Annotated in this window: 14 protein-coding genes; 8 read left to right on the forward strand and 6 right to left on the reverse strand. The window is 71.4% G+C overall.

The genetic code is table 11. The annotated features are described in order from the left end of the window. The first annotated feature begins 5 nt into the window (after nucleotides 1-5). The 5 genes from yidC to AC2YHB_RS11580 all read left to right on the forward strand — a co-directional run bounded on the left by yidC (nucleotide 6) and on the right by AC2YHB_RS11580 (nucleotide 4,632). Complete coding sequence (gene yidC, locus AC2YHB_RS11560; RefSeq protein WP_218865015.1) at nucleotides 6-1,046, forward strand: membrane protein insertase YidC; 1,041 nt, start codon at nucleotides 6-8, stop codon at nucleotides 1,044-1,046. Continuing rightward, nucleotides 1,043-1,618, forward strand: coding sequence for a Jag family protein (locus AC2YHB_RS11565; RefSeq protein WP_487353966.1), 576 nt, complete (start codon nucleotides 1,043-1,045; stop codon nucleotides 1,616-1,618). Before yidC ends, AC2YHB_RS11565 begins: the two co-directional genes overlap by 4 nt. A gap of 97 nt (nucleotides 1,619-1,715) precedes the next feature. Beyond that, nucleotides 1,716-2,453: a 16S rRNA (guanine(527)-N(7))-methyltransferase RsmG gene (gene rsmG / locus AC2YHB_RS11570; protein WP_487353967.1), complete on the forward strand. Its 738-nt coding sequence runs from the start codon at nucleotides 1,716-1,718 to the stop codon at nucleotides 2,451-2,453. Between the two features lie 182 nt (nucleotides 2,454-2,635). Beyond that, a complete protein-coding gene (locus AC2YHB_RS11575; protein ID WP_036543862.1) occupies nucleotides 2,636-3,586 on the forward strand; it encodes a ParA family protein in 951 nt (316 codons plus the stop codon). Next, nucleotides 3,583-4,632 (forward strand): ParB/RepB/Spo0J family partition protein, encoded by a 1,050-nt coding sequence (locus AC2YHB_RS11580; protein ID WP_487353968.1) that lies wholly within the window; start codon nucleotides 3,583-3,585, stop codon nucleotides 4,630-4,632. Before AC2YHB_RS11575 ends, AC2YHB_RS11580 begins: the two co-directional genes overlap by 4 nt. A gap of 138 nt (nucleotides 4,633-4,770) precedes the next feature. Here the strand turns inward: AC2YHB_RS11580 and AC2YHB_RS11585 are convergent, their stop codons facing one another. Next, a complete protein-coding gene (locus tag AC2YHB_RS11585; protein WP_487353969.1) occupies nucleotides 4,771-6,138 on the reverse strand; it encodes a calcium-binding protein in 1,368 nt (455 codons plus the stop codon). 159 nt (nucleotides 6,139-6,297) lie between these two features. Here AC2YHB_RS11585 and AC2YHB_RS11590 point away from each other — a divergent pair, with 159 nt between their 5' ends. Next, nucleotides 6,298-6,816 carry a SigE family RNA polymerase sigma factor gene (locus tag AC2YHB_RS11590; protein ID WP_179648588.1) on the forward strand — a complete coding sequence of 173 codons (519 nt, stop codon included), beginning with the start codon at nucleotides 6,298-6,300 and terminating at the stop codon, nucleotides 6,814-6,816. Continuing rightward, entirely contained in the window at nucleotides 6,813-7,703 is an 891-nt protein-coding gene (locus AC2YHB_RS11595) for a hypothetical protein (protein WP_179648587.1), read from the forward strand. The genes AC2YHB_RS11590 and AC2YHB_RS11595 overlap by 4 nt, the downstream gene beginning before the upstream one ends. Before the next feature lie 18 nt (nucleotides 7,704-7,721). On the opposite strand, the gene AC2YHB_RS11600 is transcribed toward AC2YHB_RS11595, so the two are convergent. Together AC2YHB_RS11600 and AC2YHB_RS11605 are read right to left on the reverse strand one after the other, a co-directional pair. After that, the gene (locus AC2YHB_RS11600) at nucleotides 7,722-8,504 is read right to left on the reverse strand and encodes a lysophospholipid acyltransferase family protein (protein WP_487353970.1); all 783 of its coding nucleotides are present in this window, start codon (nucleotides 8,502-8,504) and stop codon (nucleotides 7,722-7,724) included. Nucleotides 8,505-8,602: 98 nt separating this feature from the next. Next, on the reverse strand, nucleotides 8,603-9,826 hold the full coding sequence (locus tag AC2YHB_RS11605; protein WP_218864658.1) for a pyridoxal phosphate-dependent aminotransferase: 1,224 nt from the start codon (nucleotides 9,824-9,826) through the stop codon (nucleotides 8,603-8,605). 54 nt (nucleotides 9,827-9,880) lie between these two features. Here AC2YHB_RS11605 and AC2YHB_RS11610 point away from each other — a divergent pair, with 54 nt between their 5' ends. Continuing rightward, a complete protein-coding gene (locus AC2YHB_RS11610; protein ID WP_179648584.1) occupies nucleotides 9,881-10,540 on the forward strand; it encodes a GNAT family N-acetyltransferase in 660 nt (219 codons plus the stop codon). Nucleotides 10,541-10,565: 25 nt separating this feature from the next. On the opposite strand, the gene trxA is transcribed toward AC2YHB_RS11610, so the two are convergent. The 3 genes from trxA to AC2YHB_RS11625 all read right to left on the reverse strand — a co-directional run bounded on the left by trxA (nucleotide 10,566) and on the right by AC2YHB_RS11625 (nucleotide 12,885). After that, complete coding sequence (gene trxA / locus AC2YHB_RS11615; protein ID WP_036543871.1) at nucleotides 10,566-10,898, reverse strand: thioredoxin; 333 nt, start codon at nucleotides 10,896-10,898, stop codon at nucleotides 10,566-10,568. Nucleotides 10,899-10,946: 48 nt separating this feature from the next. After that, complete coding sequence (trxB, locus tag AC2YHB_RS11620; protein WP_036543873.1) at nucleotides 10,947-11,939, reverse strand: thioredoxin-disulfide reductase; 993 nt, start codon at nucleotides 11,937-11,939, stop codon at nucleotides 10,947-10,949. 115 nt (nucleotides 11,940-12,054) lie between these two features. After that, nucleotides 12,055-12,885, reverse strand: coding sequence for a hypothetical protein (locus AC2YHB_RS11625; RefSeq protein ID WP_487353971.1), 831 nt, complete (start codon nucleotides 12,883-12,885; stop codon nucleotides 12,055-12,057). Nucleotide 12,886: the final 1 nt, after the last annotated feature.

Consider the following 12,886-nt stretch of genomic DNA (forward strand, 5'->3'; position numbering starts at 1 on the left):
TCATCATGGTGCCGCTGTACTACATCATCTCGGCGGTGCTGCTCGGGTGGCACAAGCTGTTCACGGTGCTCGGCCTCGACGCTGACGGCGGCCTGTCCTGGGCCCTCTCGATCATCGGGCTCACGCTAGTCATCCGCGCTGCCCTGATCCCGCTGTTCGTCAAGCAGATCAAGTCCAGCCGCAACATGCAGCTGCTGCAGCCCAAGGTGAAGGAGCTGCAGAAGAAGTACGGCCACGACCGCAACAAGCTGGCCGAAGAGACCATGAAGCTCTACCGCGAGGCGGGCACCAACCCGTTCGCGTCCTGCCTGCCGATCCTGCTGCAGATGCCGATCTTCTTCGCCCTCTTCCGGCTGCTCTCGCAGGCGGCCAAGAGCGACAAGGCGCACGGCTTCCTGACCAAGGAGAAGGCGCACCAGTTCGGTGAGTCCGAGATCTTCGGCGTACTGCCGATCAACGGCTCGTTCTGGCAGTCGCGCACCTGGGGCGAGGACCCGCACACCGGCGTCATGCTCGTGGCGGCGTTCCTGGTGCTCGCGATGACGGCGACCACCTTCACCACCCAGCGCCAGCTGATGGCCAAGAACATGCCGGCCGAGGCGATGAGCGGCCCGTACGCCCAGCAGCAGAAGATGCTGCTCTACATCCTCCCGGTGGCCTTCGGCCTCGGTGGTGTCGCGTTCCCGATCGGTGTCCTCCTCTACTGGACGACCTCGAACCTGTGGACCATGGGCCAGCAGTTCTACGTGATCCGCAACAACCCCGCGCCCGGCACGCCGGCCTTCAAGGCCAAGCAGGACCGCGACCGTGCGAAGGCCCTGCGCCACGGCCACGCGCCGGAGGCCGAGACCGTCGCCGAGGGTACGACGACCACGACCGACCGGCGCCCGGCCACCCGCCAGCAGCCGAAGCGGCAGACGCGCTCGCAGCGCAAGACCGCCCCCAAGCCCGGCGCCCCGGGCGCCAAGAACAAGTCCGCCGACTGGGAGAAGTACGAGGCCCAGGACGGCACGGAGCCTGAGACGAACGAGGGAGACAGCAAGTGAGCGCCGAGATCGAGACCGAGGTCGTGACCGACGAGACCACCGCCGACGCGGGTGCCGTGGAGTCGACCGAGGAGGACGAGGCCGCGGCCCCGGCCGCCGAGAGCGACCGGGTGGCCCGCCTCGAGCAGGAGGGTGACATCGCCGCGGACTACCTGGAGGAGCTCCTCGACATCGCCGACCTGGACGGCGACCTGGACATCGACGTGGAGGCCGACCGCGCCGCCGTGTCGATCGTGGGTGCCGACCTCAGCCAGCTGGTCGGGCAGGACGGCAAGGTCCTCGAGGCCCTGCAGGAGCTGACCCGCCTCGCGGTCTACCGCGAGACCGGGGAGCGCTCGCGACTGATGCTGGACGTGTCCGGCTTCCGTGCGGACAAGCGCACCCGCCTCTCGCAGCTGGGCGCCGACACGGCCGCCCGGGTCGCCGAGTCGGGCGAGCCGGTCTCGCTCGAGCCGATGTCGCCCTTCGAGCGCAAGATCGTCCACGACGCCGTCGCCGCCGCTGGCCTGCGCTCGGAGTCGGCGGGCGTGGAGCCGCGGCGCTACGTCGTCGTACTGCCGCCCGACGCCTGATCCGTTCCACGACCGCGCCCTCGGTGTTTCACGTGAAACACCGGGGGCGCGTCGGTTCTCCATCCATCACCGCACGACCACCAGGGGGAAGCACCAGATGACTGTCGAGCTCCCCCCTCCCCCGCCGGCCGTCACCGCGCTGTTCCCCGCCTCCCGGGTCGACGCAGCCGTGGCGTACGCCGAGCTCCTGGCCACCGACGGGGTCGTCCGTGGCCTCATCGGCCCTCGTGAAGCGCCCCGCCTGTGGGAGCGCCACGTCCTCAACTGCGCCCTGATGGCGCCCGCCCTGCCTCCGGACGCCCGGGTGGCCGACATCGGCTCCGGCGCCGGCCTGCCGGGTCTCGTGCTGGCCATCGCCCGGCCGGACGTCACGATCACCCTGGTCGAGCCGCTGCTGCGTCGTACGACCTTCCTGGAGGAGGCCGTCGCCTCCCTCGGCCTCACCAACGTGGTGGTCGTCCGCGGCCGTGCCGACGCGCTCCACGGCACCTCCGACTTCGACGTCGTCACCTCCCGTGCCGTCGCCCCGCTCGACCGCCTGCTGGAGTGGTCGATGCCCCTCGTTGCCCCGCACGGCGCCCTCGTCGCGATGAAGGGGAGCTCGGCACCCGAGGAGGTCGAGGCGGCGGCTCCCGTCCTCGCCCGCCTGGGTTGTGCCGCTCCGGTCATCGAGACGTGGGGCGACGGGGCCGATGCTCTCCCCGACGTGAGTCCGATCCGCGTCGTGCGGGTGACGTGGGCCGACCCGGCCCGCGTATCGTTGCCGTCCCGGCCGCAGCGTGATGTTCGGGCATCACGTCCTTCCCGCGGCAGGAACAAGAGGAGGAAGTCGTGACCGACGCCGAGGCCCCTGGCGGGTTTTCCACCGATGGGGGTGGGGGTGCTGAGCGTGAGCATCCACAGACTGAGCCCGGTTATCCACAGGCAAGCCTGCAGCGCGCCCTGCGTGGGGATGACGACGTTTCACGTGAAACCGGCTCCTCGGAGGAGCCGCACGTTTCACGTGAAACGGGCACGGTGACCAGTACGGGGGTCCTGACCGCCGCGCAGCTCGCCGAGCGCAACGCCGGCTTCGAGGATGACCAGACCCCCCTCGCCCGGGCCGCGCAGGCCACGGTGATGGTGCGCGCCGGCATCCCCCAGGAGCAGCTGGGCCGGCCCTCGGAGACGCGCGTCTTCGTCGTCGCCAACCAGAAGGGTGGGGTCGGCAAGACCACGTCGACGGTCAACCTCGCCGCCGCCCTCACCCAGCTCGGGCAGCGCGTCCTGGTCATCGACCTCGACCCGCAGGGCAACGCCTCCACGGCGCTCAACATCGAGCACCGGCAGGGCACCCCTTCGACGTACGAGCTCCTCGTCGACGGCCTCGCGATCGTCGACATCGCGCAGCCCTGCCCCGACGCCGCCGGCCTCTGGGTGGTCCCCGCGACGATCGACCTGGCCGGTGCGGAGATCGAGCTGGTCAGCGTGGTCGCGCGCGAGCAGCGGCTGAAGAAGGCGATCGACGCGCACCCCCGGGTCGGCACCGCCGCCGAGATCGGCGAGGAGCGCTTCGACTACGTCTTCATCGACTGCCCGCCCTCGCTCGGCCTGCTGACCCTGAACGCGCTCGTCGCGGGCGCGGAGATGCTGATCCCGATCCAGGCCGAGTACTACGCCCTCGAAGGGCTCGGCCAGCTGCTCGCCACGGTCGACATGGTGCGCGCGCACCTCAACCCGGAGCTGGCCGTCTCCACCATCGTGCTCACCATGTACGACGCCCGGACGCGCCTGGCTGCCGGCGTGGCCCAAGAGGTGCGCGAGCACTTCGGCGACCAGGTCCTCAAGACGGCCATCCCGCGCTCGGTGCGCGTGTCCGAGGCGCCGTCGTACGGGCAGACCGTGATGACCTACGACCCGGGCTCGCCCGGTGCCCTCAGCTACCTCGAGGCAGCCCGCGAGATCGTCACCCGAGGAGCTGCCCTGTGAACGCGAACGCGCCCCGTCGGGGCCTCGGCCGGGGCCTCGGATCGCTGATCCCGACGGCACCGCCCGCCGCTCCCCCGGCGCCCGGAAATGCCCCGGCGACGGACGTGGTTGTCAACCCGGACGCCCAGAATTCGGACCTTGCCGCAGGAGCGCCTTCCAGCGCCTCGGTGGACCTGAGGTCCACGGACACCACGAGCGGCCCGCAGACGGCGGATTCGGCTCTGGCACCCGTCGAGGGCGCCTTCTTCGCCGAGCTGCCCGTCGACCAGATCCGGCCCAACGCGGTGAACCCGCGGACCGTCTTCGACGAGGAGGCGATGGCCGAACTGGTCCACTCGATCAAGGAGATCGGCCTCCTGCAGCCCGTCGTCGTCCGCAAGACGGCCCCGGACGCCTACGAGCTGGTCATGGGCGAGCGCCGCTGGCGCGCCACCCAGGCCGCCGGCCTCACCACGATCCCCGCGATCGTGCGCGAGACCGAGGACACCGACATGCTCCGGGACGCGCTCCTGGAGAACCTGCACCGCAGCAACCTCAACCCGCTCGAGGAGGCGGCGGCGTACCAGCAGCTGCTCGAGGACTTCTCCTGCACGCACGACGAGCTGGCCCAGCGCATCGGCCGCTCGCGCCCGCAGATCAGCAACACCCTTCGCCTGCTGAAGCTCTCCCCGGCCGTGCAGCGCCGGGTGGCCGCCGGCGTGCTGTCCGCCGGCCACGCGCGAGCGCTCCTCGGCGTGCCCGACGCCGACCAGCAGGACCGCCTCGCCCAGCGGGTGGTGGCTGAGGGCATCTCGGTGCGCGGCCTGGAGGAGATCGTCGCGGTGGGCGACGACACCGGTACGCCGAAGCGCACCACGCGTCCGAAGCCGAAGGCCCCCGGCTTGGCCGAGCTGTCGGAGCGCCTGGGTGACCGGCTGGAGACGCGGGTGAAGATCGACCTCGGCAAGGCCAAGGGGAGGATCAGCATCGAGTTCGCCAACACCGGCGACCTGCAGCGCATCGTCGACCTCATCGACCCGCGCAACCGCAACGACAGGATCATCTGAGAAGCAGTCCACCCCGGACGTACGACGGCCCGGCTCCCCACACGGGAGCCGGGCCGTCGGCTTTGTCGACATGGCGACATGTCACTTTGACAACTTGTCTCCCTCGAGTTGCACATGTTTCACGGGAAACGTCGTGCGTCAGGAGGCGGGCAAGGGCCATCCCGGGCAGCTGTCCGGGCCGGCGGGCTGCAGCTCGACCGACGTGAGCGTGGAGGACGCAGCGGGCGTGCCCTTCAGGCAGTCGGTGCCGGCCTGCCCGTCGACGTCGACGACGGTGCCTTCGAGGTAGACCAGGACGTTGTCGTCGCCGGCACCCGCGACGAAGGTGAGCGGCGTCAGCACGAAGTCGTCGGTCGCGGGATCGAAGAACGGCAGGCCGGCCACGACCGAGTCCGCGGCGGGCGAGCCGTGCACCGTCGCGCCGAGGCCACGCGGTCCGATCACCTCGACCGATGCCAGTGTCGCCAGGTCGCGGCCGCTCTCGTTCTCGACGACCCCGCTGCCTGCGCCGGTGAGGGAGACGACCACCTTCTGCGTGGAGCCTGTCGGAGGCAGCGCCGTGACGTCGGTCTGGTCGGCTCCCGACCCGCCGTCCAGCAAGCCGGTGCCGCCGCAGGCCTTGCCCAGGAGGTAGGTGTCGACGAGGGTGTCGTTGCCCGCCTGGCCGTAGAGCCGGTCGTACTCGGGTTGGCTGCTGACCCAGCAGGGCTCGGTGTCGGTGAGGCGGTCGTCGCCGTCGCCTCCCTCGAGCGTGTCCCGGCCGTAGCCCTCTGCGGTGAGGGTGTCGTTGCCCGTCCCGCCGACGAGGCGGTCGTCGCCACCGGAGTCCTCCACCCAGTCGTCGTCCGCGCCGGCCCACACCTGGTCGTTGCCCGACCCCGGGGACAGCAGGTCGCGGCCGCCACCGCCCCAGATGCGGTCGGCTCCCGGGCCACCGGCGATGGAGTCGCGGTCGTCCGTTCCGACCAGCCGGTCGGCGTACGCGCTCCCGACGAGTCCTGGGCGCGTGTTGAACACCAGACGGTCCGAGCCGTCGCCGGCGGCCGTCCCGGTCGCGAGGTTCACCGAGACGTCCCGCGGCGCGGTGTCGTAGAGCACCTTGTCCGCGTTGTGCAGCTCGTCCCGCGGGTCGACACCGGGCACGAGGGTGTCGTCGCCGGCCCCGCCGCGCAGCTTGTCGCCGACGTGCCAGGTCTGGTCGGACCCGTCCACGTAGACCTCGTCGATGCCGCCGTACAACCGGTCGTTGCCCGCATTGCCGCGGAGGTCGTCAGCCCCCTCGCCGCCGCAGATGGTGTCGTTGCCACCGAGCCCGTTGATCACGTCGTTGCCGCCACCACCGTCGATGACGTCGGCCCGGGAGGTTCCCCGGATGACGTCGCCTCCGGCAGTGCCGTGGATGGTCACCCGCTTCCCCGCGCACGTGGAGGCGGCGTCCGACGGAGCGGGCACGAGCACGAGTCCGGCGAGGGTGAGGGCGGCGACCGCCCCGAGCTGCGTGCGCATGCCCTGAGCCTATGTCGGCGACGGAGACGTGGTGGGCCTCGCCGACATCGACTTGTCGACAAGACGACAAAGCGACATGTCGAGAGGACGACATGGCGGCCACCTGTCACGGCGGCAGTCCCCCGTGCGTCGAGGAGGATGAGGACAGGAGGAAGCACCATGGGACGGCGCGGACGAGAGCGGGCGGCGGAGTTCAGCGACTTCGCACGCACCGCCATGCCCGACCTCTACCGCACCGCGTCCCTGCTGTGCGCCGACCGCCACCGTGCCGAGGACCTGGTCCAGGAGACCCTGGCCCGCGTCTACGCCCGGTGGAGTACGACGATCGACAACCCAGCTGCGTATGCCCAGACCACGTTGACCCGCACCTGGATCAGCCAGCAGCGGCGACGCAGCACCCACGAGCGTCCGATGGACCGGCTGCCGGAGCACCCGGTCCCGGCTCCGGACGACGCCCTCCGGCTCACGCTGCTCGACGCCCTCGCCGGACTCGAGCCGCTGGACCGGGTGATCGTCGTGCTGCGGCACGTCGACGACGTGCCGACCGCCGAGGTCGCGCTGCGCTTGGGGATGACCGACGTCGCCGTACGGGCGCGCCTGATGCGGGCCCTGCGAAAGCTGCGAGCGGTGCTCGACCTGCCCTTCCCCGACCTCGTCACCGAAGGGACCACGCCATGACCGACCACGGACTCACCGACCTGCTCCAGCGCGCGACGGAGCCGTTCGACCCGTCGAGCGCGGACCGGATCATCGCCGACAGCATCCACGGGGGCGCCCGCAGGCGTCGCCGCCGTCACCTCGCCGTCACCACGACCGCCGGGGTGGCCGCGGCCGCCGTCGCCGGGCTCGTCGTCCTGATCGCGGGCGGTGGCGACACGGTGCGCGGCGAGGACCCGCTCGCCACCCAGCCGGGCTCCCCCACCAGCGCGCCCGCGGACGGCCCGACCAGCTACGACCCCGGCTCGGAGACCGAGGTGCCCGGTGGACCCGAGATCCCGACCGACCGCGGCATCGTCGGCGACGCCCGGCTGGTGGCGGCCGTGCAGGAGCTGCTCGCGAGCAGCGGCACGGTCACCGGCGCCGAGGTGGAGCACGTCTCGACCGGGGTGACGGGGCACCTGGCCGACACGACCCGCGAGGGCCGGCGGATCGACCTCCTGCTGGACGGCATGGGCACCTCGATCACGATCCAGCGCTGGGACGGGTACTCCGCGGTCGGCGTCGCCGAGCCCGGGCCGACCAGCGAGGAGGACCCGGGCCAGCGGGTCGCCACCACCGCCCAGGAGGCCTGTGCCGGGGCCTACCGGGTGTTCCCGCCCGTCGAGTGCACGTCCGTCGCCGGCGGCGCGTACGAGGCCGGCTGGCCGTCCCAGGGAGCCGGGATGCCCGACACGTACAAGGAGCTGGTGGTCACCCTGTTCACCGACGACGGCTGGGCGATCCAGGTCGACACCTACAACACGCCCGGCGAGAAGACCGGCGGGCCGCTCCGGGAGCTGCCCCCGCTCTCCGCGGCGCGGGCGCTGGAGATCGCGCAGAGCCCGCGGTGGTTCACCGAGGGCTGAGCCGCGCGCTCGGGACTCCTACTTCCCGGCCTTCTTCTCGGCGGCCCGGGCCGCCCGCCTCGCCGCCCGCTCCCGCAGCTCGGCCTTGTCCATCTCGTCGGCCTTCTCCGGTGTCGGCGCCGAGCCGCCGAAGCGGGCGGGCGTCCACCAGGAGCCCGGCTCCTTCTCGGCGTCGGGGTACTCGGCGATGACCTCGTCGAGCATCCGCTGCATCGCCGCCCGCAGCTCGGCGGTCTCGGCGGCGATGTCCTCACCAGTCGGGTGCAGCGGCTCCCCCACCTTGACGACGATGGTCTTGGGCGAGCGCGAGAAGTCCTTCTCGTGGTCCTTGGTCATCAGCCGGTGGGCACCCCAGACGATGACCGGGATCAGCGGGACGCCGGCGTCCGCGGCGATCCGCGCGGCGCCGGACTTGAGCTCCTTGATCTCGAAGGAGCGGGAGATGGTGGCCTCGGGGTAGATCCCGACCACCTCGCCGGCCTTGAGATAGGCCAGCGCGTCCTTCATCGACTGCAGCCCCGAGCCGCGGTCGACGCGGATGTGGTGGAAGGAGCGCAGGAGGTGGCCCACACCGGGCTTGTCCATCATCTCCTTCTTGATCATGAACCGGACCAGGCGCTTCTGCGGCTCCGCGCCGGCACCGGCGTAGATGAAGTCGATGTAGCCAGTGTGGTTGATCGCGAGCAGCGCGCCGCCCTTGCGTGGGATCGACTCCGACCCGGAGACCACCACCCGCTGGCGCATGAGCTTGAAGAGCACCTTGGCGGTGACGATGACAGGCGGGTACGTGATGTCGAGCACCGGTGGAGTCTGACAGCCCGACCCGCGAAAGCGCGACTGCCTGTCGCGCAGAAGTGCCCGGAAAAGCTACTCCGAGCGAACAAAAATGGTGGCTGCCCTCAGCGTCGGGTGGCGAGGAACTCCGCGATCCGCCCGATCGCCTCCTCGAGTACGTCGACGTCCGGGAGTGTCACGAGCCGGAAGTGGTCGGGGGCGAACCAGTTGAAGCCGGTGCCGTGGGTGACCAGGATCTTCTTCGCCCGCAGCAGCTCGATCACGAACTGCTCGTCGTCGTCGATCGGGTAGACCTCCGGGTCGAGCCGCGGGAAGCAGTAGAGCGCGCCGCGCGGGCGCACCGAGGTCACGCCGGGGATCTCGTTGAGCAGCCGGTCGGCCAGCATCGCCTGCTCGTAGAAGCGCCCGCCGGGCACGATCAGCTCGTTGATCGACTGGTAGCCGCCGAGCGCGGTCTGGATCGCGTGCTGTGCCGGCACGTTGGCGCACATGCGCATGTTGGAGAGCAGGGTGAGCCCCTCGAGGAAGTCCTCGGCGAGCTCCTTCGGGCCGGACACCATGACCCAGCCGGCACGGTAGCCGCAGACCCGGTAGGCCTTGGACAGGCCGCTGAAGGTGAGGCAGAGGACGTCGTTGCCGGCCGCGGCGGCCGCGTGGTGGTGGACCGCGTCGTCGAAGAGGATCTTCTCGTAGATCTCGTCGGCGAACACGACCAGGTCGTGGCGGCGGGCGATGTCGACCAGCTTGGCGACCATCTCCTTGCTGTAGACCGCGCCGGTGGGGTTGTTCGGGTTGATGATCACCAGGCCGTGGGTGTTCTCGGTGATCTTCGACTCGATGTCCTCGAGGTCCGGCATCCAGCCGTTGTCCTCGTCGCACCGGTAGTGCACGGGCGTGCCGCCGGACAGCGACACCGCGCCGGTCCACAGCGGGTAGTCGGGCGCCGGCACCAGGATCTCGTTGCCGTCGTCGAGGAAGGCGGTGAGGACCATGGAGATCATCTCGGAGACGCCGTTGCCGATGAAGACGTCCTCGACGGCCGTGTCCTTGAGGCCGCGCGACTGGTAGTACTGCGCGACCGCGGTGCGCGCGGAGTAGATGCCACGGGAGTCGCTGTAGCCCTGGGCGTCGGGCAGGTTGTGCACCATGTCGGCGACGATCGCCTCGGGCGCCTCGAAGCCGAACGGTGCGGGGTTGCCGATGTTCAGCTTGAGGATCTTGTGGCCCTCGGCCTCGAGGCGCTGGGCCTCGACGAGGATGGGTCCCCGGACGTCGTACCGGACGTTGCGGAGCTTCCTGCTCTGGCTGATCTTGCGCACGAGCCCCATTCTCGCAGGTCCCCGCCACCCCATTTCAGGGCGGCGACGCCTACTGTTGGAGACGTGGCCCGCACCACCGTGCCGCTGACCCTCGACCTGCTCGACGCCCTCGACGCGCCGTGCCGGACCTGCCTGTTCTGGGAGCGCGACCCGGTGCACCGCGACGGGCTCTCGCCCGCCGAGCGGGCCCGCGAGAAGGAGGCCTGGGTCTCCGAGGTGCTGCGCGAGTGGGGCTCGTGCGGGCGGGTCGCGGTCGTCGACGGCGAGCCGGTCGGCTACCTCGTCTACGCCCCGGCCGCGTTCGTGCCGGGTGCCGCCGCCTTCCCCACCGCCCCGGTCTCCCCCGACGCGGTGCTGCTCACCACCGCGTGGATCCGCCCCGACCACGCCGGCGGCGGGCTGGGCCGCCTGCTCGTGCAGGGGATGGCGCGCGATCTCGTCGGACGCGGGGACATCCGGGCGGTCGAGGCGTTCGCCCGGACCGGTCGCATGTCGCCGGGCAGCCACGCGGAGTGCGTCGTACCGGCGGACTTCCTGGCCCGGGTCGGCTTCAAGACGCACCGGGCGCACCCTCGCACGCCGCGGATGCGGATGGAGATGCGCTCGCTGGTGACCTGGCGGGGCGAGATGGAGGCCGCGTGGGAGCGGCTCATCGGCGTCGTACGACGCCCGAAGCACGCTCCCGCACCGGTGCCCCGGGAAGCACGAAGCCCCCGGTCCTAGGGGGACCGGGGGCTCCGCTGCGACGTCAGGCGTCGATGAACTCGGAGAGCTCCTTGAGGATCGCGGCCTTCGGGCGGGCGCCGACGATGGTCTTCACGACCTCGCCGCCCTGGTAGACGTTGATCGTCGGGATGCCGGTGACCCGGTACGACGCCGGGGTGACCGGGTTCTCGTCGACGTTCAGCTTGTAGAACGTGATCTTGTCGCCGTGGGCGCCGGCGATCTCGTCGAGGATCGGGGCGACCTGGCGGCACGGACCGCACCACTCGGCCCAGAAGTCCACGAGGACGGGCTTGTCGGACTTGAGGACCTGCGCGTCGAACTCGGCGTCGGTCACGGCGGAGATGTTGTCGGCCACTGGGGGCACCCCTTCGGTATCGGTGAACGTGAAGTCTGTTGGTGGAACCTACGCGCCCGCGCTGGCATTCCCGGCGAGGGCGTTGCCGGCGGTCGCGGCGGCGTGGTCGAGCGCAGCGATGTAGCGCTCCGCGTCGAGGGCGGCGGCGCAGCCGGTGCCCGCGGCGGTGATCGCCTGGCGGTAGGTGTGGTCGACCAGGTCGCCGGCGGCGAAGACGCCGGGGACGTTGGTCGCGGTCGAGCCCGGCTGGACCAGGACGTAGCCGTTGTCGTCGAGGTCGACCTGGCCGGTCAGCAGCTCGGAGCGCGGCTCGTGCCCGATCGCGATGAACAGGCCGGTCGCGGGCAGCTCGCTGGTCTCGCCGGTGACGGTGTCCTTCAGGGTCAGCGACTCGAGGGAGTCCTCGCCGTTGATCGACTCGACCACGGAGTTCCAGACGATCTCCAGCTTCGGGTCGGCGAAGGCCCGCTCCTGCATGATCTTGGAGGCGCGCAGCTCGTCGCGGCGCACGATCAGCGAGACCTTCGAGCCGAAGCGGGTGAGGAAGGTGGCCTCCTCGACGGCGGAGTCGCCGCCGCCGACGACCGCGATGTGCTGCTCGCGGAAGAAGAAGCCGTCGCAGGTGGCGCAGTACGAGACGCCTCGGCCGGACAGCTTCTCCTCGTTGGGGAGGTCGAGCTTGCGGTAGCCGGAGCCGGTGGAGAGGATCACGGCCCGCGCGGTGTAGGTGTCGGTGGCCGTCTTGACGACCTTCACGTCACCGGTGAGGTCGACCTCGACCACGTCGTCGGCGACGAGCTCGGCGCCGAAGCGCTCGGCCTGGGCGCGCATCTCGTCCATCAGGGCCGGGCCCTGGATGCCGTCGCGGAAGCCGGGGAAGTTCTCGACCTCGGTGGTGTTCATCAGGGCACCGCCGGCGGTGACCGAGCCCTCGAAGACGAGCGGGTTCAGCTGCGCCCGCGCGGCGTAGATCGCTGCGGTGTAGCCGGAGGGACCGGAGCCGATGACGATGACGTTGCGGGGCTCGGTGGACTCGGTCATGGGACTCCCTGTCAGGGTGGAAGGACTGCACTCGCTGAACCCGATCGTAGGCTCCGGCATTCCCGGGGGCGAACCGCGCCCAGCGGATGGTTCAGCGGCTGGCTCAGAGGATGGTTCAGCTGGCGGCGAGGATCATCGAGTGCAGGACGTCGCCGGTGCCGCACGCCAGCACCTCGGCCGCCTGGTTGGACCCGACCGGCTCCCGGAACGCGACCACGGCCGGCTTGCCGTCGTACAGGACGCCGACGAGGTAGCCGCTGCCGAAGTCGGCGGTCTCGCACATGAAGTCGGCGGGGGCGGTGAGGGTCGCCCGGCCGTAGTCGGCGGCGGCCGGGTGCGGCAGGGAGTAGTGCTGCAGCGCGACCAGGTCCTCGCGCAGGTGGTCCGGACGGACCCGGCGCAGCTGTTCCTCGGTGACCACCCGGCGCGGCGTCGCGCTGGACGCCTCGGGCGCGGCCGTCGGGCTGGCGTCCTTCTCGGCGTTGCCGCTGACGAAGTCCTGGGCCTCGCCCAGCGCGTCGTCGTCAGCCGCCGAGCCCGCGGCGTCGCGGGCGGGCGCCTCGTCGGAGCTGGCGGTCGCGGCGTCGCTGCCGTCGCCCTGCCGGTCGTTGTTGACGATCCCGGCGCCGGCTGCGACGGCGACCACGGCCGCCGCGGCGCCGAGCAGCACCCGGACCCGGACCCGGCGGCGCCGGGCCGCGGCGTCGAGGGGTACGACGATGCCGGGGTTCTCGGGGTGGGAGACGGTCGCGCCGGACGCCGACCTGTCCGCGACCAGCTCCTCGATGACGCCGTCGAGGCGCGCCGTCACGTCGGCGGGCATCGGCTCGGGGCCCCCCGCGGCCGCGAGGGTACGACGGACCGCCGCCTCGACCTGCGGGTCGAGGGGCGCGTCGCCGGCGTCGGCGGCGTCGGCCGGGGCGTCCGGCTCGGTGGGATCGGTCATC

This window comes from Nocardioides sp. SRI_004 (assembly GCF_057586415.1).